The sequence below is a fragment of the Corynebacterium sp. HMSC064E07 genome (assembly GCF_001815745.1).
GTDB classification, from domain to species: Bacteria; Actinomycetota; Actinomycetes; order Mycobacteriales; family Mycobacteriaceae; genus Corynebacterium; species Corynebacterium jeikeium_D.
This window is the reverse complement of the sequence record NZ_KV821829.1, coordinates 26,248-52,140: the sequence shown is the minus strand read 5'-3', so window position 1 is coordinate 52,140 and position 25,893 is coordinate 26,248. Positions and strand designations below refer to the sequence as shown.

Annotated in this window: 18 protein-coding genes; 5 read left to right on the top strand and 13 right to left on the bottom strand. The window is 59.8% G+C overall.

All coding sequences use genetic code 11. The features are described 5' to 3' along the window. Window positions 1–7: 7 nt before the first annotated feature. From HMPREF3053_RS10460 to HMPREF3053_RS10440, 5 genes are read right to left on the bottom strand one after another with little or no spacing between them, the layout of a single operon-like run. Window positions 8–1,570 (bottom strand): O-antigen ligase family protein, encoded by a 1,563-nt coding sequence (locus HMPREF3053_RS10460; protein WP_070767678.1) that lies wholly within the window; start codon window positions 1,568–1,570, stop codon window positions 8–10. Then, window positions 1,567–2,745 (bottom strand): DegT/DnrJ/EryC1/StrS family aminotransferase, encoded by a 1,179-nt coding sequence (locus HMPREF3053_RS10455; RefSeq protein ID WP_070767677.1) that lies wholly within the window; start codon window positions 2,743–2,745, stop codon window positions 1,567–1,569. Before HMPREF3053_RS10455 ends, HMPREF3053_RS10460 begins: the two co-directional genes overlap by 4 nt. Beyond that, on the bottom strand, window positions 2,745–3,935 hold the full coding sequence (locus tag HMPREF3053_RS10450; protein ID WP_070547019.1) for a glycosyltransferase family 4 protein: 1,191 nt from the start codon (window positions 3,933–3,935) through the stop codon (window positions 2,745–2,747). The genes HMPREF3053_RS10455 and HMPREF3053_RS10450 overlap by 1 nt, the downstream gene beginning before the upstream one ends. Window positions 3,936–3,938: 3 nt before the next feature. Continuing rightward, entirely contained in the window at window positions 3,939–5,183 is a 1,245-nt protein-coding gene (locus HMPREF3053_RS10445; RefSeq protein ID WP_070547017.1) for a lipopolysaccharide biosynthesis protein, read from the bottom strand. 9 nt (window positions 5,184–5,192) lie between these two features. Continuing rightward, complete coding sequence (locus HMPREF3053_RS10440; RefSeq protein WP_070547016.1) at window positions 5,193–7,079, bottom strand: polysaccharide biosynthesis protein; 1,887 nt, start codon at window positions 7,077–7,079, stop codon at window positions 5,193–5,195. Window positions 7,080–7,445: 366 nt separating this feature from the next. Between HMPREF3053_RS10440 and HMPREF3053_RS11120 the strand changes: the two genes are divergently transcribed. Continuing rightward, on the top strand, window positions 7,446–7,598 hold the full coding sequence (locus tag HMPREF3053_RS11120; protein ID WP_155877870.1) for a hypothetical protein: 153 nt from the start codon (window positions 7,446–7,448) through the stop codon (window positions 7,596–7,598). Window positions 7,599–7,730: 132 nt separating this feature from the next. Beyond that, window positions 7,731–10,298, top strand: a complete 2,568-nt coding sequence (locus tag HMPREF3053_RS10435; protein ID WP_070767676.1) for a multicopper oxidase domain-containing protein — start codon at window positions 7,731–7,733, stop codon at window positions 10,296–10,298. Window positions 10,299–10,306: 8 nt separating this feature from the next. Here the strand turns inward: HMPREF3053_RS10435 and HMPREF3053_RS10430 are convergent, their stop codons facing one another. Together HMPREF3053_RS10430 and gltB are read right to left on the bottom strand one after the other, a co-directional pair. Beyond that, window positions 10,307–11,848 (bottom strand): glutamate synthase subunit beta, encoded by a 1,542-nt coding sequence (locus HMPREF3053_RS10430; RefSeq protein ID WP_070547013.1) that lies wholly within the window; start codon window positions 11,846–11,848, stop codon window positions 10,307–10,309. Beyond that, complete coding sequence (gene gltB / locus HMPREF3053_RS10425; protein ID WP_070767699.1) at window positions 11,841–16,463, bottom strand: glutamate synthase large subunit; 4,623 nt, start codon at window positions 16,461–16,463, stop codon at window positions 11,841–11,843. Before gltB ends, HMPREF3053_RS10430 begins: the two co-directional genes overlap by 8 nt. Window positions 16,464–16,777: 314 nt before the next feature. On the opposite strand from gltB, the gene HMPREF3053_RS10420 reads away from it, so the two are divergent. Then, window positions 16,778–17,635 (top strand): HNH endonuclease family protein, encoded by an 858-nt coding sequence (locus HMPREF3053_RS10420; RefSeq protein WP_083295689.1) that lies wholly within the window; start codon window positions 16,778–16,780, stop codon window positions 17,633–17,635. Window positions 17,636–18,174: 539 nt separating this feature from the next. Beyond that, window positions 18,175–19,872 carry an AMP-binding protein gene (locus HMPREF3053_RS10415; RefSeq protein ID WP_049193377.1) on the top strand — a complete coding sequence of 566 codons (1,698 nt, stop codon included), beginning with the start codon at window positions 18,175–18,177 and terminating at the stop codon, window positions 19,870–19,872. 82 nt (window positions 19,873–19,954) lie between these two features. On the opposite strand, the gene HMPREF3053_RS10410 is transcribed toward HMPREF3053_RS10415, so the two are convergent. Together HMPREF3053_RS10410 and HMPREF3053_RS10405 are read right to left on the bottom strand one after the other, a co-directional pair. Next, the gene (locus HMPREF3053_RS10410) at window positions 19,955–20,686 is read right to left on the bottom strand and encodes an SDR family oxidoreductase (RefSeq protein WP_016421787.1); all 732 of its coding nucleotides are present in this window, start codon (window positions 20,684–20,686) and stop codon (window positions 19,955–19,957) included. Window positions 20,687–20,734: 48 nt separating this feature from the next. Continuing rightward, window positions 20,735–21,496 carry an SDR family oxidoreductase gene (locus HMPREF3053_RS10405; protein WP_070767675.1) on the bottom strand — a complete coding sequence of 254 codons (762 nt, stop codon included), beginning with the start codon at window positions 21,494–21,496 and terminating at the stop codon, window positions 20,735–20,737. Window positions 21,497–21,679: 183 nt separating this feature from the next. Between HMPREF3053_RS10405 and HMPREF3053_RS10400 the strand changes: the two genes are divergently transcribed. Beyond that, on the top strand, window positions 21,680–23,740 hold the full coding sequence (locus tag HMPREF3053_RS10400) for an oxidoreductase (protein ID WP_070767674.1): 2,061 nt from the start codon (window positions 21,680–21,682) through the stop codon (window positions 23,738–23,740). Window positions 23,741–23,751: 11 nt separating this feature from the next. Here HMPREF3053_RS10400 and HMPREF3053_RS10395 read toward each other — a convergent pair whose 3' ends face one another. From HMPREF3053_RS10395 to HMPREF3053_RS10385, 4 genes are read right to left on the bottom strand one after another with little or no spacing between them, the layout of a single operon-like run. Then, window positions 23,752–24,414 carry a nitroreductase family protein gene (locus HMPREF3053_RS10395; protein ID WP_070767673.1) on the bottom strand — a complete coding sequence of 221 codons (663 nt, stop codon included), beginning with the start codon at window positions 24,412–24,414 and terminating at the stop codon, window positions 23,752–23,754. A 3-nt stretch (window positions 24,415–24,417) separates the two neighbouring features. After that, window positions 24,418–24,918, bottom strand: coding sequence for a methylated-DNA--[protein]-cysteine S-methyltransferase (locus HMPREF3053_RS10390; protein ID WP_070767672.1), 501 nt, complete (start codon window positions 24,916–24,918; stop codon window positions 24,418–24,420). A 12-nt stretch (window positions 24,919–24,930) separates the two neighbouring features. After that, the gene (locus tag HMPREF3053_RS11045) at window positions 24,931–25,242 is read right to left on the bottom strand and encodes a hypothetical protein (protein ID WP_141758957.1); all 312 of its coding nucleotides are present in this window, start codon (window positions 25,240–25,242) and stop codon (window positions 24,931–24,933) included. After that, window positions 25,166–25,879, bottom strand: coding sequence for an alpha/beta fold hydrolase (locus HMPREF3053_RS10385; RefSeq protein WP_070767671.1), 714 nt, complete (start codon window positions 25,877–25,879; stop codon window positions 25,166–25,168). The genes HMPREF3053_RS11045 and HMPREF3053_RS10385 overlap by 77 nt, the downstream gene beginning before the upstream one ends. Window positions 25,880–25,893 lie beyond the last annotated feature (14 nt).

The window sequence follows — 25,893 nt, the reverse complement described above, 5'->3', positions numbered from 1 at the left end:
TCATCTCCTACTTTTCGTTGAACATTTCGCGCAGAAGCTTTTCGGCACGCGCATCGACTTCCGCATTGGAACGGTTCCTGACCAGCCAACCAACCGCACCCACTACACCGGCCGCGGCAAACGACGCTGCCGCAACGCGCAGCTTCCTGTTGTCATTCTTGTTGTCAGGCGCACTTTGCTTGACGACGGCCACCGCTGGCTCCGGCTCCGGCACAACCGGCCCCGCGGTATCGGTGACCATGACTGGTTCGGGCTCGGCTGCGGGTTCTGGTTGCGGCTCCAGCTCTGGTTCTGCCAATGCTGTGTCCTGCGCGCGGCGCCGTAGGCTCAGCATTGTAAATGCTGCTGCAAAGCCAAATAGCCATAGCGAACGGGAATCGTAGTAGTAGCCGGAAAAAACCTGTGCCACAAGAACCGCTAACGCCACAGCTGCGGTCAGACCAGCTTGAAGAAACTTGAATAGGTGGCGACAGGCGATTGCCAGCACAACCAGCACAATCACAAACAGACCGATACCTATGACACCCGCTTCAGATCCGACTGTGTAGAAGATATTGTGCGGATGCTCCAGTGGACGTGAAGACCTCGGTGTCGACAGCACAACGAAGCTATGCAGGCCTCCACCAAAGATGCGGTGTTCACCCATGATTCGGAAAGCTTCATCATGGAGATAACCGCGTCCGGAATCATGTTCTTTTTCGAAGGTCAACTGGATAAAGCGCGTCTTAAAGTACTCTTCAATCTCGGTACCTGCGATGAACCGCGAGTATCCATACGCGACCGCTGCGGCGACTGCGACGTAAAAAACAGTCGCCCACTTCCAACCCCAGTGAAAAAACACAGCTATTGCGGTAAAGAGGACTACCACGGTGGTAGCAACCAGTACACCGCGGCTTCCCGACGCAACGAGACCGTAAGCAAATGGTGCAGCAAACAAGAGAACTGCCCACATGAACTTACGCCACAGCATGAAAAACACAGCTGCCGCGATGCCGTACAGCATGAAACGGGCAAAGACATTCGGTCCACCGCCGAACGCCGTCATGCGCCCGACATATTTCGGACCAGTAATGCCACCGTAGAGAAAAATAAGCGAGCAAATGACTACTGCTAACCACAGCCATACCAGTGCCTGAGGATGCAAATAGAACAGTATTGCTGACATCGTGGCGATGAGCCCAAGCGTTATCAACGCAGTAACGACAGGAGCAACTTCGGCAGCTTCGGGGGCCCACAGTCCGGACAGCATCATCCAGAACAACCAGGCATAGAAAGCCACTAATGCCCACACGGCCATCGGCCACTGCTTTACATTGCCAGCGCCTTTCATCGCATTCAGCCAACTCTGGCGCTGCGCTTCTGGGGTGCCGATGGCGGTAAGGATTGCAACGATTACCAAAATCGGCAATGCAAGAGAGAGATTAGGAAGCGCCGAAGAGACGTCCTTCATCGTCGTGTCGCCAACGTAGAGGACACCAGCAAACATTCCCGCGGCCACCACAATAAACAGCGACTGCAGTATTGGTTTTCGCTGTTTTACAGTTTCTCCAGCTACCTCTGTAGAAGTCATCCCAGCACTTCCTTCAAAACACCTATCACCCGCGCGACGTCGTCATCGTCCAGCGCCGGACCACTAGGAAGAGTAATGCCACGGGAGAAAAGATTCTCAGCGGTGCCGTTGATGGTCGCTCGCGCGCCTTCATACACCGGCTGTAGGTGCATGGGCTTCCACAGGTGACGAGCCTCAATGTTGGCCTCACCCAGTGCTGCAACCACGCTGTCTGGGCTCAGGACGCCCTTATCGACGGCCTCCTGCGGCAACACAATTGAGGTCAGCCAGCAGTTCTCGGTGAAACGCTCGTCGGAGTCAGAGAGCAAGCGGGTACCTTTACCAGGGGCATCGTCGTCAAGCGAGGCGAGCAAATCGATGTACGCATCACGAATCTGGCGGCGGCGAGCGATCATGTCGTCCAGACGCGAGTGCTGCGCCCGCCCCAGTGCGGCAAGGAGATTGGAAAGTCGGTAGTTGTAGCCGATTTCGGTGTGTTCGTACCAAGCGACGGGCTGACGCGCCTGGGTGGACAGGTAGCGCGCGCGAGCGATGAGATCGGCATCATCGGACAGCAGCATGCCACCGCCGGAGGTGGTCATGATTTTGTTGCCGTTGAAAGACAGCGCGGCGGCACGGCCGAAACTGCCGGCCGGCTGACCATGGACGCTGGCACCGAGCGCCTCGGCGGCGTCCTCGATGAGCGCGATGCCGAGTTCTTCCAGGCGTGGCGCGAAGGCCGGGTAATCGGCGCAGCGGCCAAAGAGGTCCACAATCATCACGGCGGGAACGCTCTTGCCCTCGGCAAGCAGCTCATCGACGGTGCCGAGCAGCAGCTCAGGGTCGATGTTTCCGTCCTCTGCGGCATCGACGAACACCGGCGTAGCACCAACGTAAGCAATGGCGTTGGTCGTGGCCGCGAAGGTCATGGTGGAAACCGGAATGTAGTCACCTTCACCAATCCCCAGCGCGAGCAGCGCCAAGTGCAGGCCAGCAGTTCCAGACGACAGCGCGAGCGCGTGCTCAACACCGCAGCGCTTGGCAATCTCCGCTTCAAACGCGTCTACCTCGGGACCCAACGGAGCCACCCAACCAGAGTGGAGTGCACGAACGACGGCCTGTTCTTCTGCTTCGGTGACTGTCGCGAGCGAAAGAAAGATCCGCTCATTGGGCTTGTTAGTGTCGGCGTTAGTCATTACTTCTGAACCTTTCGAACGCGGTTGAGTACCTCGATGAGCTGGTTGTACAGGCTGTCACGAGCAAAACGCTTCTCACCCAGTTCGCGGTTTCGCTGTCCCGCTGCGCGCATCTCATCGCGGTCGGAGATGATCTCAGCGAATCGCTTGGCCGCAGTCGGAATATCGCGCGAGAGACGCCAGCCGGCATCGTGCTCGGTTGCGGCTTCCTCCAGCCAGCCACCGTGGTTGAACACCACCGGACGCGATGCGGCCATGGCATCGAAGACCTTGTTCAGGGAATTGCCCTCCAGGCAGGGGTCATCACGCAGCGGCGATAGCGCGATATCGGCGGCAGACACGTACTTGGCGACATCTTCCTTCGGCTGACGGCCGAGGAACATCGCATCGGCATCGAGGCCAGCGTTCTCAGCGCGCTGGTACAACGCATCCGAGTCGCTTCCCTGCCCCAGCAGGACAAAGCGCACATTCTCCACGCCATCACGACGCAGCTGCGCCGCCAAATCCACAAGCCACTCCAGCTGGTAGGACATGCCAAAACCACCAGCGTAGACCGCCACCACGTCATCGCCCCAGCCCTGCTCCTTACGGAAAGCTGCACGCTGCTCGACCGGGACATCAAAACGCTCAAAGTCCGACGCATTCGGAATGACAGTCACGCACTTCTTCGGAGCTACCTCTTTGACGCCATCGGCCATCGACGGCGACAGCGCCACGACCTCGCTCGATGCCGCATAAAATGCCTTCTCCAGTTGCTTGGCCAGGAAAATCGCCACCGGATTATTGAGGTAGCCCAACTTGATTGGCACCTCTGGCCACAGGTCACGGATCTCCGCCACCAACGGCGCACGCTGGGTAAACTTCGCCACAATTCCCGGAACCGCCACAGTCAGCGGAGTCGAGGACGCGTAAATCACGTCGGCAGGCACACGGGCAGCAACCGCGGAGGCGCGCACCAGGAAGTTGAAGAAACTGACGATGCGCTCGCGCTTCGACATTTCATTGCGGTACGGAATCGCTAAACGACGCACGTGGATGCCATCGACCGTTTTATCCATGGCCTCATCGCGACCACAGATCATTGTCACCTCGTGGCCTGCAGCGGCCATTCGGCGGGCAAACTCGTAGGGTCGGGAACCACCCGGCTCACCGGGGAGAACAAAGTGCTGGTGGATATAAGTGATTCGCATTGTTTAGCTTTCCTCGATTACGTCGACGGGAAGTTCTTCGTTGGTGGTTGATGGATTTTTCGGGCCTCTGCTCGGCTGCATCAACGCCACTGCGGCAACAACGGCTGCTGCAAAGTAGACAACTGCGCTGGTCCACGCGAGACCGAGGGCGTCTCCGAGAAGAATGCCAATCGGGTAACAAATGACAGCGATAACGGCGGAAATGAGCTCCACTCGGCCAATTCGACGGGGATTGTCGCTGCCGAGAATTTCACCGCACAGGTGTCGGTAGCAGCCGAGCACCACGGCCGCGATAGTCAGTGGCAGCACCAACTCCCGAGCAGGCTCAAACTCATGGCCGAATACCGGCACGATGAGGAAGTAGAGTGCCATACCACCGAGCGCACCAAGCGCGCCGTACGCTGCAGTGACTATGCCAAGGTGTCGGAGCACACGAGACGGGGTGAGTTCGCGACCCCTCTGGTCGCTGGTGCGCTGATCGGCGACTGACTGCGCGACCCAGTACAGCGGCTCTGTCGCCGTCGCCACGACCACGAAAAGGCCTAACGACGCCGGCGAGGCCAGCGCCGGCAGTAAAACGCGCCCCAAGCGTGTGGTCGTCAGCGGTCCGAGACCCGATGCGATGAACGGGGCATTTGTACGAGCCGTCTCTACCACTCCGCCGACACGGGAATCGGTATGCTCGCGTGACTTCGCCAGCGACCAGATTGCCAGGGGCAGCGCCGGGAAGATGTAGGCCGCAGCCCACCAGCGCCAGTCCTCGACTCCAGCGAAATACAGCGCAGTGCTAATCAGCAGCACTGAGCCCTGGAAGCCGACGAATACTGCGACGAAGAAGGACACTCGATGGCGGCTGATGGCCATCGCACGAACCATGGAAAATGACACGGTAACCAAGGCGACAATGCCGGCCATTGCCGTCCACGGTCCGTAGACGACTCCTGCGATGGCGCAGGCAATCAGAGCGACCACGGTCATGGCGTAACCACTCGGAATGAGACCGTGGTCGTAATCATCGCGGCGCAGCAAAAGCCGATCGGCCCCAAAGCCGACGAATGGCGCCACAATATAGGCGAACTGCAAAACGGTAGCGACCTCGCCTCGACCAGCGGGCCCCAGCACTCGCGCGGAAAGAATACTGACCACAAAGGCGACGACTGCGGCGAGCGCTGAAGCTGCCGAAATCGTCGCAACTGTTCGAACTCTTTGCGCCAGCTGCCCGGAGTTAGAGGAGCTGGTAGTTGTCACGGTGGGGAGTCATCCTAACTTCTTTGCTTTCGCACTAACGGTTGCAAGTGATTGTGCACCGGTGGGATGCGCCTCAATACTGCTTTGCGCCCCACCGTGCTCTGCAAGCCAACGACGTGCAGCATCGTGATTATGTGTGCACGGGAGAATCCGCGAATTCAGCCGTTCCGGCTCAACACGTACCTCAGTGATTAGCGGATGACGATCACCGATCTTGGGAACCTCGCGGTCATCAACCAAGTCTTCGGAGATTTTCTCACCTTCGCGAAGGCCCGTGTAGACAATCTCTACGTCTGCGTCATGGAGCCTGATCAAGTTCTCCGCCAGCTCAGCAATCTTGACCGGCTTACCCATCTCCAGCACCAGAGTCTCACCGGACTCTGCAATAACGGTAGCCTGCAGCACCAGCTGCGATGCCTCCGGAATGGTCATGAAGTAGCGCTGAACGTCAGGATGCGTCACCGTCACCGGGCCGCCCTCTTCAATCTGACGCTGGAAAGTCGTAATGACTGAACCGCGCGAGCCAAACACGTTACCGAAGCGGACAGATGCCCAGACACCTTCGTGAGTTTTCCCCATGTGCGCAGTCAGACGTTCCGCAGCGCGCTTGGATTCACCCAGAATCGAGGCCGGGTTCGCAGCCTTGTCCGTGGAAATATTAATAACGGTTGAAACGTTGGCCCCAGCCGCTGCATCCAGGACGTTCTGAGTTCCGATGACATTGGTTTGAACTGCTTCTGCAGGGTAGCTCTCCAGCAGCGGCAGGTGCTTGAGAGCTGCAGCATGGTAGACAACATCGGGCTTGCGCTCGGTGAAGATTTGCGTCAGCATTTCCGCGTCACGGATATCAGCCAGGACGGTATCGGAGCCGTCGAGAAGCGCCGAACCCGTCAGCGACAGCTGCGTGGCATGCAAGCCGCCCTCATCGCGATCCAGCATAATCAGTTCTGCCGGCTCAAAGCGGTGAACCTGTCGGCAGATTTCGGAACCGATAGAACCTCCAGCGCCGGTGACCAGCACCTTCTTACCGCGGATTATGGAAGCGACCTTGGATTCATCCAGGTGCAGAGGCTGACGGCCAATGAGGTCGGCGATGTTAATTTCGCGCACCTGCGAGGTAGCGACAGCACCACGGTGGCGCGAATACTCCTCCACCGGCGGCAGAATGAGCAGGCGCAGGGACGATTCCTCACAAATGTGGTTGAGGACGTTGATGCACTCAGTGGACAGTGGCTCATCAGTAGCAATGATGACCGACTGCGCCGAAGTGCGCGATGCGAGCTCACCCAGCTGATCAATTCCACGAATCACGCGGAGACCATGGATACGAGAAATATGGTTCTCGCGGCTTTCTTTGGGATCGACGATTCCAACCAAGTGGAAGCGGTTCTCACGGGAGATACCGGAATCCGTAAGGCTGTTAATAAAGAACTTGGCTCGACGGCCTGCACCGAGAACGATCAAGCGGTCATCCGTCTGACGGGAGCCAAAGTTGTTGGTAATCCAGCGAGCGAGAGTTCGGGTATAGATACTTGCCAAAGTTGCGACACAGCCACCGGCGAACGGAACGTACCACGCAATTTCCGGGAAGGTCTTCAGGATTTGAGCCAAGCCAGTGGCTGCGGTAGCACCGCCCATGCTGATGCTCAGCAGAACAATATCTTCAGTTCGACTGCCGGGCCATACGCGTTGCGGGTTGGTGTACTCCCCGAGCAGCAGGCCGAGCAGGACGATGACGGCCACGGCGACAGCGACAACCAAAAAATTAGTGCCTGATATTTCAGAGAAAGATACCAATTCACCGCGGACGATTCCGTTAGCGGCGGACAGCGCAATCAGCCAGGCGAGTACGTCAAATACGCACCAGGCGAGCTGCTTCCAGTCTCGGATAAACATTCTTATGCCTTTTACTGCTGGTTAAATTTTCTTACGCACAATGCGTTCCACAGGCTTGGCATACTATGCGATATGAACTACATTTACAGCCCCCTACTACAAAGGGCTACCCCATCGTTCGGGTAGCCAAAAAGCCACCTTTACCACTCATCATTCTCCCTGGTAAAACAACGTTTCACCAACTGTTTACTGAAGCTTCAATCTGTTTACATTCATCTAACTAGCTGTACAAACTAGCTTCTAACGTAACCACTTCCTGACGATTGCAATTAATGCACGATCACCTCTTTATTGAGATGTTTATTCAAGGAAGTATTTGCGTGAATACTCAAACAATCGTTTTTGACAAAAGGGTTACACTTCCCCGTGAGCACATCATCAACGCGTCGGGCACGCGCTTTCATCACCCGGAAGCCCTTCCTTACTACCCTGATGCTGATTCAAAACCGGATGGGTCAGACACAGAAGACCACACAGTTCTGGCAGGCCCACAAAAACGGCGAAGACCCGACCAAATAAAAGCACTCTTACATGCGCCCATATTAAATGCGCACCCAGTATGCGTATTATTGATATATGTCGTCGCACGCCACACCAGAACCCCAATCCCCCACAACCAAACCGCCTACTAAGCCTGGCAAGAAGCGCCGCATGTCCTGGCATCGCAAGGCCGGTATGCCAGTGCGCTGGTGGTTCGCCTCCATCATTGTGGCAGCACTCATTCACCCTTTCGTCGCCGATGGCCGTTGGCTGTTGGTGCATCTCTTTACCCTCGGCGCCGTCACCAACTCCATCCTCATCTGGGGCCGCCACTTCACCGAAAAGCTACTGAAAATCGACGTGCCCGTTGGCAATCGGAAGATTCAGTTGGCAAATATTTACCTGCTCAACGTAGGTATTGTCGCGACGGTCGTCGGCAAGCTCGGTGACTGGTGGCCAGTGACCACCACCGGCGCGACGGTCGTCGGCGTCGCCGTCGCATGGCATGCGTTTTCCCTCGGACGCGACCTGGTAGCGAAGCGCGATCGGCCATTCGCCATCTCCGTTGCACACTACGTCGCGTCGGCATGCCTACTGCCCATCGGCGCTGCACTCGGCGCCATCCTCGCATCTCCTAAGGGCAAAGCGCTTCACGACGACCTCCTACTGGCACACGAAACCGTCAACCTCATTGGCTTCCTCGGGCTCGCGGCCTGCGGCACGCTCATCACCATGTTCCCAGCGCTGTGGCGAACCCGGATGTCGCCGCATTCCCGCCCGAAGCTGGCACTAGCAGTACAGCTCATAGGTATCGCAATTACTGCGATCGGTGCACTGACCAGCTTCAACTGGTTGGACTCCGTCGGCCTTGGCATTATCACTATCGGCTGGGTCATAGCCGCCATCCCGTGGGCACACAACGTCATGACTGTCGCTAAAGACCCGCGCGACCGCCTCAGCTACCCGGCGTTGTCTGCTGCAGCTGCAGTCGTCTGGCTAATCGGCACACTCGCAGTCGCCACAGTCAAGGCGCTTGACGACGGCTTCGTAATCTCATCCCTCACGCTGCCGCTGGTAATCGGTTTCGGCGCCCAGTTGCTTATCGGCATGATGAGCCAACTCTTGCCCGCCACCATCGGCGGAGGTGCTGGCCCAGTCTCTGCCGGTATGAAGGAACTTGACCGCGCGGGCGCATTCCGCTGGTCAACCATCAATATTGGTCTGGCACTGTGGCTAATGCCGCTGCCTTCCTGGACCAAAGTGGCGGTCTCCGCAATGGTCTCCCTTGCCTTGGTGTCTTATCTGCCACTTGTCGGCCGTGCCGCGAAGGCTCAGATTGGTGCGTTAAAAGAGAGTCAGAAGGCACGGGCGAACAAGGAAGCACCGCCGAAACCGGTCGAACTGCATGCAACTGCACGTCGACTCGGTGCTCAAACGACCGCTGCTCTGGCTGTATTGGGCCTGGTAGTAACCGTCGGCGTTGCGCTGAGCGGTGGCGGTGGCGGTACAGGAAGCATTGAAACCACCGGTGATGTTGCGTCCACCGGAGATACCGTCGAGGTGACGGTTACTGCCAACGATATGACCTATACCCCGAACGTTATAGAGGCGAACCCCGGCGACCGACTGGTCATCACCATGGTCAACGCTGATTCCCAGGTCCACGATCTGCGCTTGGCCACCGGCGAGGACACCGGACGTGTCGCCCCTGGCAACTCCGCCACCATTGAAGTGCCGGTTGTTCCCGGTGACATTGACGGCTGGTGCACCATTGCTGGTCACCGCCAGATGGGCATGACGCTCACGGTCAATGCAGGTGGCTCGAATCATTCACACCGCACCGGGAACAGCGGCCACTCCGACCACGCAACGCCAGGCGCACTCGGGAATGTCGGCGAACAGCCCGGTCCGGACTCCCCCACCATCAACCCGATGTTAGAGCCCGCCGAGGACGCCACGGTTCACCACGTCACGCTGCGGGCCAGCGAATTCACCGGCTACGCTGCCCCTGGCGTCGAGCAGCAGCATTGGGTATTCAACGGCAAACCGCTGGGGCCAACTTTGCGCGGCAAGGTGGGCGACGAGTTCGTCGTCACGCTCATTAATGACGGCACCATGAGTCACTCCATCGACTTTCACGCCGGCATTGTTTCGCCGGACGAGCCAATGCGCGACATCGCCCCTGGTGAGAAGCTTGAGTACCGCTTCCGTGCTGACCGCGCGGGCATCTGGATGTACCACTGCGCAACCATGCCCATGTCCATGCACATCGCTGCCGGTATGCACGGTGCCGTCATCATCGACCCACCGAATCTCACTGATGTTGACCACGAGGTTCTTCTGGTGCAGTCGGAAAGCTACTGGGGCGAGGACGGCCCCGACGCCGACAAGACCATGGCCGAGGACCCCGATATCTACAAGTTCAACGGCTACCCCGACCAGTATCTCACCCACCCAATTCGCATTCGCGCAGGTGAGACGGTACGTTTCTGGGTACTTGCCGCCGGCCCCAACAAGGGCACGAGCTTCCATATCGTCGGCACGCAGTTCCATCGCGTGTACAAGGAGGGCGCGCTTTTGCTTGACGACGGCGTGGGCGGTGCCCAAGCCCTTGACCTCGGTGCCGCGCAGGGTGGTTATGTTGAGGCCGAATCCCCGGAGCCTGGCACGTACCGCTTTGTCGACCACCAGATGGTGCATGCCGAAATGGGGGCACGCGGCAACATAGTGGTGAACTAAACCAGGGTTTACAACTTAATTGGAGCATCCTCCGGCTCGACAGCGCGCGGCAGATTGGACTCGCCCATCAAGTACTGGTCCACGGCCTCGGCGCAGGCGCGACCTTCGGCGATAGCCCACACAATCAGGCTGGCCCCGCGGCCATTGTCACCGGCCACGAACACCGGACCGTCGAAGTTCTGCTCGATGTCGCTGCGCACGGCGAGGTAGTCGTCGTCACGCATCATCACACCGCGATCGTTGAACTGAATCCCCAGTTCATGGGGCAGACCGCCGCGCTCCGGACCGGAGAAGCCCAGCGCGATGAGAACTAGGTCGGCGTCGAGCTCGAAATCCGTATCCTCCATGGGCACACGCTTGCCATCGATGACCTCGACCTCGTTGGCGGACAGGCCGGTCACGTGACCGTCCTCGCCGTGGAAGGAGACGGTGTTGACGTTGAAGACGCGCTTGCCCAGGGTCTCGCCGGTGACGCGAGCGTTGAAGCCGAGTGCCTCGGTAACCTCTGGTGGTTCGGAACCGGTGATGGTGTACTCGCCCTCTTCGTGGGCAGTCGCCACACGCCAGACCAGCGGATACATCGGCCACGGAGTCGACGCCGCACGGGACTTCGGCGCACGCGGGCGAATATCGAACTGCGTGACGGACGCCGCTCCCTGGCGCAGCGCGGTACCGAAGCAGTCAATGCCGGTGTCACCGCCGCCAATGACAACGACCTTCTTGCCCTTCGCATCAATCGGCGGGGTGTCGAGCTCGCCTGCGGCAACGCGGTTGGCACCCGGCAGGTACTCCATAGCCTGGTGAATACCCTCCAAATCACGGCCATCGACAGGCAGGTCGCGGGCCAGTGACGCGCCGGTAGCTAGGACCACTGCATCGAATTCGGCCAGGTCAGCAGCCGTCGGTGAGATGTTGGTGCGGAACTCAGTGCCCTCGATTTCCATCTGCTCGAGACGACGGTCGAGGAAACGCTGCTCCATCTTGTAGTCCGGCACGCCGTAGCGCATCAGACCACCAATCTTGTCGTCGCGCTCGAAGACCGTGACATCATGCCCGGCGCGAGTCAGCTGCTGTGCTGCAGCAAGGCCCGCCGGCCCGGAGCCGATGACAGCGATGTGTTGGCCGGTGTCGAAAGTCGGCACAATCGGCTGCACCCAGCCCTCATCGAAGCCGCGTTCAACGATGGCCAGCTCGATGTTCTTAATGGTCACGGCATCATCATTGATGCCGAGCACACAACCGCCCTCACACGGTGCCGGGCACAGGCGGCCCGTCCACTCCGGGAAGTTGTTGGTGGCGTGCAAGCGCTCGAAAGCCTCGTGCCAGCGGTTCTGACGAACCAGGTCATTCCACTCCGGAATGATGTTGCCCAGCGGGCAGGCCGAGTGACAAAACGGCACACCACAGTCCATACAGCGGGTCGCCTGCTGTTGCACCTGCTCGTTGCTAGCCTCCTCATAGACCTCTTTCCAGTCCATCAGACGCAGCGGAACCGGGCGATGAGCAGGCTCTTCGCGCTGGAATTTCATGAACCCCTTCGGATCAGCCATTGGTTACTGCCTCCATGATTGCTTCGTTGATGTCAGCGTCGTTGTCCTTTGCCTTCGCGACTACGTCGAGAATTCGGGCGTAATCACGCGGCATGATTTTGATGAACTGTGCAGCCGGGAACCGAGTCTTAGAACCCGTGAGCTTGCGGTGCTTCGACAGCGTGGCCTCCAACCAGCTGATGTCCTCATCATCGAGCGGCACAATATCGACCAGCTCGGTGTTGATGTTCGCCCGCGTCGCCTCGTTATCCAGCAGGTAAGCGATACCGCCACTCATACCGGCGCCGAAGTTGTGACCGACCGGGCCCGCCACTACGACGCGGCCACCGGTCATGTACTCGCAACCGTGGTTACCGATGCCCTCGACCACGGCCGTAGCACCGGAGTTACGCACGCAGAAGCGCTCACCGACAGTGCCGCGGACGAAGATCTCACCGCTGGTGGCACCAAAACCAATGACATTGCCGGCAATGGTGTCGGTAGCCACATCCGCGGTCGGCGGGGCCGAACGTGAAGGTCGAACCACAATCTTGCCACCGCACAGGCCCTTGCCGACGAAGTCGTTGGCATCGCCCTCCAGCTTGATGGTCACACCGGCCGGCAGGAACGCACCCAGCGAGTTACCGGCGGAACCGAGCAGGTTGACGACGATGGAGTCGTCGGCAAGCCCCTGCTTACCTGCGACTTTGGTGACTTCATACCCCAGGCGCGTGCCCACGGAACGGTTCACATTGCTGATGGCGTGGTGCAGCGATACCGGTGTCGGCGCCAGCCCATTCGCGCGCGCCGTACGCAGCGCGGGCTGCGCTTCGTCGATGAGGCGCTCATCCAACGCGCCCTCAAGGCCGTGGTCCTGCGCCTTCGTGCAGTAGGAATCCTGGTCCGCAAAGAAGGGGCTTTCGGCAACGTGCAGGATTCGCTCCAGGTCAAGCTTTGCGACGCGCGGAAGGTTGTCGAGATCCTTGCGCGGACGCAGGCACTCGGCATGTCCGACCGCTTCATCGATGGTGCGGAAACCCAGCTCAGCGAGGTATTCACGGACCTGCTGGGCGATGAAGGTGAAGAAGTTGACCACGTGCTCGGCACGGCCGGTGAACTTGCTCCGCAACTTCGGATTCTGGGTGGCAATACCAACTGGACAGGTGTCCAGGTGGCAGACGCGCATCATGACGCAGCCCTCAACCACCAGCGGAGCGGTAGCAAAACCAAACTCCTCAGCACCCAGCAACATCGCGACCACGACATCACGACCGGTCTTGAGCTGGCCATCGCACTGCACGCGGATGCGGTCGCGCAGCCCGTTGAGCATCAGGGTCTGCTGGGTTTCAGCGAGCCCCAGCTCCCACGGACCGCCGGCGTGCTTGAGGCTGGTCAGTGGCGAGGCACCAGTGCCGCCATCGTGGCCGGAGATCAGCACGACGTCGGCATGCGCCTTCGAGACACCAGCGGCGACGGTACCCACGCCCTGCTCGGAGACGAGCTTGACGTGAATGCGGGCGCGCGGATTGGCGTTCTTGAGGTCGTAGATGAGCTGTGCCAGATCCTCGATTGAGTAGATGTCGTGGTGCGGTGGCGGCGAGATTAGCCCCACGCCCGGGGTGGTGATGCGGACCTCCGCGATCCACGGGTAGACCTTGTTCGGTGGCAACTGGCCACCCTCGCCGGGCTTTGCACCCTGGGCCATCTTGATCTGGATGTCGGTGCAGTTGGACAGGTAGTGGCTGGTCACACCGAAGCGGCCCGATGCGACCTGCTTGATGGCAGAGCGTTTCCAGTCGCCGTTGGCCTCCATTTCGAAACGGTCTGGGTCCTCGCCGCCCTCGCCGGAGTTGGACATCGCACCCAGGCGATTCATAGCGATGGCCAGCGTCTCGTGTGCCTCCGCAGAGATGGAGCCATAGCTCATTGCGCCGGTGGAGAAACGCTTGACGATGCTCGAGACCGGTTCGACCTCTTCAATGTCGATTGGCTCGCGGTCCGAGGCGAACTCGAGCATGCCGCGCAGAGTTGCCAGCTGCTTGGTCTGCGCATCGACCTTGTTGGTGTAGTCGCGGAAGACCGCGTACTGACCAGTGCGGGTGGCATGCTGCAGCGTGTAGATGGTCTCCGGGTTGAACAGGTGGTACTCGCCTTCGCGACGCCACTTGTACTCGCCCCCGAGATCCAGCTCGCGGTGTGCCTGCTCTTCCGGGCGCGGCAGGAATGCGCTGCGGTGGCGCGCGGCAACATCTTCTGCGACCTCGTCGAGACCAATACCTTCCAGCGGAGAAACAGCGCCGGTGAAGTACTCGTCCAGGAACTCCTGCGACAGACCGACGGTGTCGGCCAGCTGAGCGCCACGGTAGGACTGCAGTGAGGCGATACCCATCTTGGACATGACCTTCAGCACGCCCTTGGAGGCAGCCTTGCAGTAGTTCGAGCAGGCCTGATCCAACGTCAGAGCTCCGAGCTGGTCCTTCATGCGCAGCTCATCGATGGTTTCGAAAGCCATGTACGGGTTAATGGCATCGGCGCCAAAGCCCAGCAGCATGGCCATGTGGTGCACCTCGCGGGCGTCGCCAGCCTCAATGATGAGGCTGGCGCGCGTGCGAGTGCGCTCCTCCACCAGGTGGTGGTGGACCGCGGAGGTCAGCAGCAGCGACGGGATGGGGGCAAAGCGCTCGTTGGACTCACGGTCAGACAGCACAATCAGTCGGGCACCACGGTCAATGGCCTCAGAGACCTCACGGCGAACACGACGGATAGCGTTGCGCAGGCCACGGCCACCGCGGGCGACCGGGTACAGGCCAGAGATGACCTCGGCACGGAACTCGGAGTACTCCTCGTTCTTGCCCGCCTGGCACAGGGTGACAAAGTCGTGGTTGTCCAGGATTGGATGCTCAAGCCGGATGCGACGGGCGGCATCGGCGGTGGGCTCCAGGATGTTGGTCTCTGCACCCAGCAACGTATTCATGCTGGTGATGGACTTTTCGCGCAGCGAGTCCAACGGCGGGTTGGTAACCTGCGCGAACCGCTGCGAGAAGAAGTCGAACAGCATGCGAGGGCGGTTGGACAGTGCCGCAATCGGCGTGTCTGAGCCCATCGAACCCAGGCCCTCCGCGCCGGTGAGTGCCATCGGGCGGATGATTAGGTCAACGTCTTCCTCGGTGATGCCGAAGACGCGCTGCCGCAACACCGCGCGGGCATGCGGCATGTACTGGTAGCGCTCTCGTGGCAGGTCGGTGATGTCGACCAGGCCCTCTTTGATCCATTCCTCGTATGGACCGGTGGCGGCCAGCGTGGACTTAATCTCCTTGTCCTCAATAATGCGACCGGCCTTCATGTCCACCAGGAACATGCGCCCCGGCTGCACGCGCGTGCGCTGCACAATCTGCTCCGGCGGGATATCCAGGACACCAGCTTCGGAGGCCATCACCACCAGGCCCTCGTCGGTCACCCAGATGCGCCCCGGGCGCAGACCATTGCGATCCAGGGTGGCACCGATGACCTGGCCGTCGGTAAAGCAGATGGCAGCGGGGCCGTCCCACGACTCCATCAGGCAGGCGTGGTACTCGTAGAACGCGCGAACCTGCGGGCTGAGATTGTCGTCGTGCTCCCAGGCCTGCGGAACCATCATCATGACCGCATGCGGGAGACTACGACCACCGAGATGCAGTAACTCCAGGGCCTCGTCGAAACGCGCAGTGTCAGAACCGTTGGGGTCGCACACCGGCAGCGCGCGGTCGATGTTGCCCAGCTTGCCAGAGCGAATCAGCGACTCGCGGGCGCGCATCCAGTTCTCGTTGCCGCGCACGGTGTTGATTTCGCCATTGTGAGCGACGTAGCGGTACGGATGTGCCAGCGGCCAGGACGGGAAAGTGTTCGTGGAAAAGCGCGAGTGCACGATGGCGAGCGCGGAAGTGACTTCCTTCTGCTGCAGGTCAAGGTAGAAATCCTTCAGCTGCGGAGTAGTCAGCATGCCCTTGTAGACGATCGTGCGGCTGGACAGCGACGGGAAATACACGGTGTCGCCACCAGAGCCCTCGCCGGCGCCCTGTTCACCCAGCTCACGCTCGCAGCGCTTACGCAGGAAGAACATCTTGCGGTCGAGATCGATATTGCTGAGCTGGCGACCCTCGTAGTTCTTCGCGGTAACGAAGAGCTGACGCAGCACCGGCATAGCCTGGCGAGCCATCTGGCCAAGCCCGTCAGCGTTAATCGGCACATCGCGCCATGCCAAGATCTCGATGCCCTCTTCGGCGCAGATGTCTTCAATAGCCCGGATGGCATCGAGGGTGGCCATGCGCGACTGCGGCAGGAACGCAATACCGGTGGCGTAGGTTCCGGCCGGCGGCAAAATAACGCCTTCCTTGCTCAGCTCAGCACGGTAGTAGGCATCCGGAACCTGAATGAGAATGCCGGCACCGTCGCCGGTGGTCTTCTCAGCGCCGGCGGCACCGCGGTGGTCGAGGTTGACCAGTGCCTGAATGCCCTTTTCGACAATGTCATGAGTCTGGCGACCGTAAATGTCGGCAACAAAGGCCACGCCACACGCATCATGTTCGTTCGACGGGTGGTAGAGACCTTCCCTCTGAGGACCACGAGGCAATGTGGTCGCTGTTTCGGTCAGAGTCATGGCTGTCTTAGCTGTCATGGCTGTTTTCCCCTTGTAGGTGCAATGTGCCAATTGGGGGACACGGGTTATCTATATTTCCAACTGTTTTAACAATGCACTTTCACCTAGGCGTATTGCAATACGTATTTAGGGAACTAGCTATATTTACCCACCCCCGAAGGAGCTAGAACACCCTTCCCGTTCGACTAAAACCGGGCTTTTACTACCCGCTTTAACGCCATAACCCCCTAATCGAGCTACCACCCCCGCTAACTACGCACAATTGTTCGATTCTTTAGCACACCTCTCTCCATACCCAATCCGCCCCCACCGCTATGGTTAGCTCCATGCTCGCCAACCGTCGTTTCCGCTCGCCACTGCAGGGCCTCGCCCTCCTTATCGGCGCAGCGACAATCCTCAGCGGCTGCACGGCTCCCACAGCCCCCACTCCAGAGAGCCAGTCATACAGCCCGGCACCGGCACCCGCATTTACGCCCGAGCCAGAGGAACCCGCGCCCGAGATTCCCGAAGTGCCCCACGCCCCCGCCGCCCCGGACACCCCAGCGCCCGGCACATCGCCTATCGACGGCATCCGTAGCGCCCTCAACCAGCTGGAGGTAAAAGGGCGCGCACCGAAAACCGGCTATGCGCGCGATGAGTTCGGGCAACGTTGGAGCGACGACGTCTCTGCCGAGTTTGGGCACAACGGATGTGACACGCGAAACGATATTTTGAATCGTGACCTTATTAATAAGGAGTACAAACCAAATAGCCACGATTGCGTCGTGCTTTCAGGGCAATTACTGGATCCCTATACCGGCACGATGATTGAGTTCCAGCGTGGCCGCGATACCTCTTCTGCCGTTCAAATCGACCATGTCGTAGCCTTAAGCGACGCCTGGCAAAAGGGGGCACAGCAACTCCCGCCCGAGGTTCGGCAGGACTTTGCCAATGACCCCCTCAACCTCTTGGCCGTCGATGGCCCCGCCAATCAACAGAAGCGGGATAGCGATGCCGCATCCTGGGTACCCGCCAATAAGCCATTTCGCTGCCAGTATGTCGCTCGCCAGGTGGCAGTAAAACAGAAATACCACCTGTGGCTCACACAGGCGGAGTACGATGCCATCGACCGTTGGCTCTCTACCTGCACACCAGAGGATGAGCCCACACTTGCCGCCCTAACCCTGAATTAGGGCAACTTCCTCCGACGCTCACCGATGCCGCACACCGAGGCTCAAGCCAGCGAATATGCCACCTATTCAGCTACGCACTCGCAACCTCCGCCCCTCCTAGTCTCGAACATTTCTATTTTTCAGAAGATTCCTAGCCCCCTAATTTCTGGGGGCGACCGCCATTCAGCTACTGCCCGCCCCGTCAAACAAACCAACCGAAAACCCCTGGGTTCATAGAGTTATATACGTCAATATCAGAATTGAATTCGTTACCGCAGTGTTATCCTTTCGTTATATTCACTGCTTCCTGTCGGTTTATAACTGTTTGATAACACTGTATCCTCGAGCCCGTACGCGAAAAGGTATCCGTCGTAAAGCATTGCGCACGCCGACTGCGTATTTTTTACTTTTCTTCGTGGAAACTACTTTTTGACGCGGCACAGGTTTGTTAAAGTCTGGTTGTTACAAAATCGCACTACCGTGACTGATGGTGTCAGTGTGACTAAAGAGTCGCTTGGCGCTATTAATCGCTTGTCCATCATCTTGGAGGATTCTCACCCATGGCAGCTGAAATGAAGGCTCCGGAAGTACCACTTGGGCTCCAAATCAAGGCTTTTGCCCAGTCGATTCCACCACTCCTGCGTACTGGTGCCCTGTACATGACTCCGAAGACGGCGCCGAAGATTCTCGATTACCTGCGTCGCCTGAAGTTCTCCGTCGCCAGCCTGATTTCCATGAGTGCGCTGCGCTACCCGGATCGCCTCGCCCTTGTCGACGATGACGGCGAACTCACCTATTCTCAGCTGCTTGACAACGCCCACGCCCTGGCTCGCGCCTTGATGGACCGTGGCATGACCCAGAAGTCCAGCTTCGGTGTTATCGCACGTAACGGCCGCGGCATTATTCTGCCGATGGCTATCAAGGGCTTCATCGGCTCCGAAATTATGCTGATGAACATCGGCTCCGGCCCGACTCAGATTCGCGGTGTCGTTGACCAGAATAAGGCCAAGTTCCTGTTCGTCGATGACGAGTTCCTGGGCAACCTGCCAGAAGACCTCGACGATGTCACCGTCGTTATTACCTCCGTGACCAAGCCGGAGACCCGCAAGAACGCGGGCAAGAACTTCGTGTTCATGGAAGACCTCATTGAAGAAGGTCGTACATCGAACGCCAAGCTAGATCCGAAGCCGGAGCAGGGACGCATCATCATCATGTCCTCCGGCACCACCGGCATCCCGAAGGGTGTCCTGCGCAATGAGCCCAAGACACCGGCAACCGTGGGTGCAATCGCCGATCGTATTCCGTGGCGCCGCAACATGGTCATTCACCAGTCCGCATCCATGTTCCACGCCTGGGGCTGGGCAAATGTGCTGATTGGCATGGCTACCGGCTCCACCATTGTCACCATGCGTGTCTTCGACCCGAAGAAGGCTGTTGACCAGTGTGAACAGTACGGCTGTAACGGCATGATTTCCGCGGCCTTCTTCCTGCGCCAGATCAAGGATGTTCTGGATGAGGAGCCGAACCGCAAGATTGGCCCGTTCCGCTTCATTGTCTCCTCTGGTAACGCCATCCCGGGCTGGCTCGTCTCCGCGCTGACTCACCGCTTCGGTCCGGTTATCTGTAACTTCTACGGCTCCACCGAGGCCGGCCTGTGCTCCATCGCATCCGGCGCGGACCTCGCAGCCCGCCCGGACTCCGCAGGTCGCCCGGCAATTGGCGCCAAGGTTCGCATCCTGGGTGACGACGGCAAGGAAGTCGAGCCGGGTGAGGTTGGCATGATCCACACCGCTCAGGAGCTCTCCTTCATCGGTTACCTGAACAAGAAGGACAAGTTCACCACCGTCGATGGCCTGTTCCAGATTGGTGACCTCGGCCGTATCGACCAGGACGGCTACCTGTACATCTGTGGTCGCTCCGACGACATGGTGATCAAGGGCGGCGAGAACGTCTTCCCACGCGAGGTCGAAGAAATTCTGGGCCCGGTGCCGGGCATCGCCGATGTCTTCTGCCACGGCAGCAACGAAAACGACGAGATTTTCGCTGACCTGTTCCTCTACGTTGTCCGCGAGGACAATGAGGCCGGCAAGAACCTCACCGAGGACATGCTGCGCGAGTACGTCCGCGAAACTCTGGCCGAGCACTCCACTCCGGACCGCGTCTTCTTCGTCGACTCCCTGCCGCGCAACGCCATCGGCAAGGTTGTCCCGCGCGAGGTCAAGGCAATGCACGAGCGCCTGAATCTGGACGCTCAGTAAGAAGCCTGCACACGAAAGTGTGCCCACCGGCTATCCGCCTGGTGGGCACACTTTTTGCTTATTTCCGCTACCTTTTACACGGCTATCCGCGCGGGCGCACCTGGATTTCATCCACGTTGGCATCCGCTCCGGTATCAACGGCCAGACGTACCGCGGCTGCGATCGATTCAGGCCGCATGAACTTCGTGCCGTCGTAACGCCAATCCGCATCATCGCGGTGCCAATTCGACTGCAGCTGAACCTGCATATCGGTATCGACGCGCCCGGGGTGCACGGAGCTGACTCGTACCGCGCCACGCTCTTCCTCGCGCAGCGCATCGGTGAAGGCCCGCAGTGCGAACTTCGACGCCGCATACGGCGAAGTACCAGCTGAAGCGCGGAATCCCGAGCCCGAGTTGATGGTCACCAGCGTACCCTCCGCCTTGCGCAGCGCCGGCAGCAGCTGGCGGGTCAGGTCGGCAACGGCGACGACGTTGATGTCCATAATCCGCGACCAGTCCGCACGCGAAACCTCCGCCACGTCCCCATCGACGTACACGCCCGCCGAGTGCACGAGCACATCCAGCCCGCGCCCACCGAGCGCCTCCAACAGCTTTGCCACTTCCGCGTTTACGGCGTCGGTATCACCCAGATCAGCAACGAATACGCTTGCCGACGGCAACTGCGACGCCACCTTCTCGGCAGACTCAGCACTGGTAGCGCCCACAATGACGTGGTGATCACGGGAGAGATCCTTGGCAACCGCCAGGCCGATACCACGGCTTGCGCCCGTGACCAGGGCAATCTTGGTATCAGCGGCAATATCGATGCTCATGCACGGCTCCTTTATTTAGTCGATATGTACTTGACTTTGGTTTTGGGCTTACTTCTTCGGCTTCGCGCCGCCCACCTGGTCGATGGGGGTCACCTGCAGGAAGTCGATGTTGACGCGATTCGGGCGGGTGGCCGCGAACACAATGATGTCGGCAACATCATCGGCGGTCAGCGACTCAACGCCATCGTAGACCGCTGCGGCCTTGGTCTCGTCGCCATCGAAACGCACGAGTGAGAAGTCGGTGTGGACGCGCCCCGGGTCGATTTCAGTGACGCGCACGCCATCGACAGCAACCTCTTGACGCAGGACTTCCACCAGGGCGCGCTCAGCGTGCTTGGCGGCGTTGTAGCCGGCACCGCCGGTGTAGACCTGGCGACCGGCAATCGAGCCGACGGTGAGCACAATGCCGCTGGTGGTCTTCAGTGCGGGCAGCAGTGCGCGGGTAACACGCAGGGTGCCCAGCACGTTGACCTCGTACATCCAACGCCACTTTTCCTCGACAGCACCTTCAACCGATTCCATGCCCCAGGCGCCACCGGCGTTGTTTACCAGCACGTCGACGCGCGGTTCAGCCTTAGCCAGCGCCGCCACATCGTCGTCGGAGGTGACGTCAACCTTGTAGACCGTCGCTTCACCGCCGGCAGCGCGAATCTCCTCCGCGACAGCCTCCAGCTTGTCCTCGCGGCGGGCTCCCAACACAACGCGGAAACCTTCAGCTGCGAACTGCTTGGCAGTGGCTGCACCAATACCGGAAGAAGCACCGGTAACTACAGCTACTTTCCTGCCATTAGTTGAAGTTTCAGAGGTCATGAGGGCTCAACTCCTTGCTACATGCGTCTACTGATATCCCCGACTGTAGTCATAGGACACCTTCCTCCGCCGAAGACTGCGTGTGCTTTACACCTGATGTTCCACGTGAAACGTATATAAAACTGTGCAGGAATTTTTCCGATTCACCGCATGCACAGCCGCTAAAACCGCGATACTGGTTGCATGTCTGACCAGCCTCACTTCCCACATCTTCTCTCCCCTCTCGATGTCGGTCCTCTAACTCTGCGCAATCGCATCATCATGGGTTCAATGCACTCCGGTCTGGAAGACCGCACCCGTGATATCCCCAAGCTGGCTGCCTACCTGGGTCGGCGCGCCGAAGGTGGCGTGGGACTCATCGTCACCGGCGGTTATGCTCCCAACATCGAAGGCTGGCTGACTCCGGCCGGTTCGATGATGGCGTCGAAGCGCATGGCGGACAATCACCGCCGCGTTACTGACCTCGTGCACTCCCACGGCAGCCACATCGTGCTGCAGGTGCTGCACGCCGGTCGTTACAGCTACAGTCCGCTGGCTCGCTCCGCCAATACCGGTCAGTCGCCAATTAGCCCGTTTAAGGCTCATCGCCTCACCGGCTTTGATGTCTCGCGCACTATCGGCGCTTATGTCCGCGCCGCGAAGCTCGCGAAACGTGCTGGTTACGACGGCATCGAGGTTATGGGCTCCGAGGGTTACCTGCTCAACCAGTTCCTGGCCGAGCGCACTAACCACCGCTCGGACAACTGGGGCGGCAGCGCCGAGGCTCGCATGCGCCTGCCCATCGAAATTGTCCGTCGCATTCGCGCCGAGGTGGGCGAGGACTTCCTGCTGCAGTACCGCATTTCGCTGCTTGACCTGGTGGAAGACGGCCAGACTTGGTCAGAGACCACTGAACTCGCGCAGCGTCTGGTCGAGGCTGGCGTCGATGTCTTCAACACCGGTATCGGCTGGCACGAAGCACGCGTCCCCACCATCGTTACGTCCGTGCCGCGCGCCGCATTCACGGACCTGACGGGTCGTCTCCGTTCGCTTGTCGACGTCCCGGTGGCAGCCTCCAACCGAATCAACCGCCCCGAGGTTGCGGAGAAGATCCTCGCTGACGGCAATGCGGACCTGATTTCCATGGCCCGCCCACTGCTGGCTGACCCAGACTTCGCCATCAAGGCGGGCGATGGTCGAGCTGACCAGATCAACACCTGTATCGCCTGTAACCAGGCCTGCTTGGACCACACCTTCGCGGCCAAGCGCTCCACCTGTTTGGTCAACCCAAAGGCGGCTTACGAAACCGAGCTGGTATCCGTGCCGGTGTCAAAGGACAAGGCCAAGCGCGTCGCCGTCATCGGCGCTGGTGTGGCTGGACTCGCTTTCGCGGAAGCCGCAGCTCAGCGCGGTCACCACCCGGAGATCTTCGAAGCCGCCGACCAGATTGGTGGCCAGTTCAACCTCGCCGCAAAGATTCCGGGCAAGGAGGACTATGGCGAGACGCTGAAGTACTTCTCCCGTCGCCTGGAGGTGCTCGAAGTTCCGGTTCACCTGAACACGCGTGCCGACGTCGACGAGCTCAAGGCCAAGTTTGACCACGTGATTGTGGCCACGGGTGTCACCCCGCGTATCCCGGGCATTGACGGTATCGACCACGAGAAGGTCATTCGTTACGACGAACTGCTCTCGGGTGCGAAGCAGGCCGGCAACAAGGTGGCCGTCATCGGTGCTGGTGGTATCGGTGTGGACGTGTGTGAATACCTCACCCGCAAGCCGAACCAGACCATCGAAGCCTGGAAGGACGCCTGGGGCGTCGGTGACCCTGCGGAGTTCCGCGCGGGTCTGACCAAGCCGGGCACGGTCTCTGGCGCGGCTGAGGAGTTTGAGGTTGAGCGCGAGGTGCACCTGCTGCAGCGCAAGACCTCCCGCATCGGTAAGGGCCTGGGCAAGACCACTGGTTGGGTTCACCGTGCGGAGATCAAGAAGGCCGGTGTCAAGCAGTACACCGGCGTCACCTACAACCGTATCGATGACGAGGGCCTACACATCACCATCGATGAAAAGCCACAGGTCATCGCGGTTGACAACGTGATTGTCTGTACTGGTCAGGTATCCAATCTGGACTGCCTGGGCGGAAAGAATCGCGAGAGCGTCACCGGCGATAACTCCAATGTCACCATCATCGGCGGCGCGGACGTGGCCGCTGAGCTGGACGCAAAGCGTGCCATCCGCCAGGCCGTTGAGGTAGCGCTCGCGCTGTAGGGCTAGGGCTGCTACGCCTCGTAGCGGTCGGTGTAGGCGCGCTGCTCGAACTCGAAACGGCCCGGGTGAGCCGGGAACTCACCCGGGACACCGATGGCCAGCAACAGCGCTACCGCCACATCGGTGTCACCGGCACCGATAGCTTCCTTGACCTTCTGCTCACTAAAGCCCGTCATCGGGGAGCTAGCCCAACCAAAGGCGCTGGCAGTGACCATAGCGAAAGAAGCGGCAATCATGGCGTCGCGGATTGCGAACTCGCGGGAGAGCCCCTTTTCCTCGCGGGCCTCATGGAAGGAGGTCATCGAGGCCTCCCGCTCAGCAGCGGCGACTTCGTCCCACAGGCCAGTGGCCTTGTTGGCCTCAACCAGGCGCGGAATACCGCGCTTCCAGCCGGTCGGCTCACCAATGAAGGCGAGCAGCAGCGGCGCATTGGCAACCTGCTTCTGGCCACCGGCAGCTTCCACTACCTGCTTGCGCACCTCAGGGTCCTCGATGCGCACAATCGCGCGGGACTGAATGTTAAAGGCGCTGGGAGCTTCCAGAGATAGCTCCAGGAGGCGGCGCACGTCAGCGTCGTCAAGCGGTTCGTCAGCGTAAACGCGCGTGGCACGGCGGTTGCGGATAATGTTCTCAAATTCGGTGGCGAACTGGTCGCGCGGAGAATGCGAAGTCATGCATTAAAGAATAACTGTTTGCCAACCTTCGAGTTCGAGCAGCCAGCGCTTCATTTCGCGGCCGCCGGCATAGGATCCGAAAGACCCCGCTCCCCCACTGGCGGGCACCACGCGGTGACAGGGAATCAGAATGCCCAGCGGATTGGTGGCACAGGCCGATCCGGCAGCTCTGGCGGCACGGGGTGACCCGGCCATTTCAGCGAGCTCACCGTAGGTCACAACCTGGCCATACGGCACGTCGCGCAGTGCGGTCAGCGCACGAGCGCGGAAAGAATCCTGGGTGAATATGTCGCAGTCCAGCGGCAGCGCAAACTCGCGGCGCTGCCCGGCAAAGTACTCGCGGAACTGCTGCGCTGCCTGTTCCGCCACCGCCTGCGCTTCGGGGTCGGCGGCGCTGGGGTCGTCGTCAAGCACGGGACCTAAGAGATTGACTTCGACGACCCCGCGAGCGGAGGTGGCGATTCCAAGCGCGCCGAAAGGCGTTTCTACCTGGGAAATCGCCATAAAACCTCCTACTTAGCCCTTGTTGGCCTGGAACCAGGCCAACAGCTCGTCCCACTCCTTCTCGTGACCGGAGCGGAAGTAACCACCGTAGCCCACGCCCTTGCCACCAGCCGGCTGAGCCTGGCGCTTTTCAATCTTTTCAGCAGAGCTCATCACATTGGTGATCAGGTCTGCCGAGGACTCCTCAGTCCAGTAATCATCCGGAACGCGGATGGACAGGAACGGCTGCGGAGCCTTGGAGAAGCGGTTAGCGAAGTCGAACTCGGAATCGTCGAAGAAAGTAGCCTTCCTTGCGAGCCCAACGAGCCCACTGACGCATGACACCGTTCGGCGGCTCAACAGCTAGACGCCACGCCGACGCCGGAATGTGGCCAGTGATGAAACCGCTAATCGGGCCGAGAATATTGAAGATGAAGAATGCGCGGACCTTGCCCGCCACGGACGGCACCTTGGAAATACGCATACCGCGGCAGTTGACCAACGCCGCTGCGTCATAGGTGCCCTCGGAGCCGGCGTAGACGATGCCGTGACCACCAACCGCGTGGCCGACAGCGAAGTGCGGCACGTCCGGGTAGGTCTCCTTGGCCCACTCGATCACACCCGGAATATCCTTGGTGATCCAGTCCGACATCCGGATGTCTTCATTGTTCTGGTCAGTCTTCAGAGCGGACTGGCCAATTCCGCGGTAGTCATAGGTGATAACGCCGTAGCCCTTTTCTGCCACGGTCTCAGCGAAACGGTGGTAGAAACCCTGCGGCACACCGGTACCGGAGTGAACGGTGATGATGCCGTTGGGAATGTTCTCTGGGTTCTCCTTCGGGCGGAACATGGTTCCGCGCAGCAGGACGCGGTCATTTGCCGGAATAATGATGTCCTGCCGAGGGCACGGCTCCGGCAACTTCGGGCTCTTCGCGGAAAAACGGCTATCCCCAGTGGAAGTGGTTGAGGCTTCGGAGGTCATTTATGCAGTTCCTT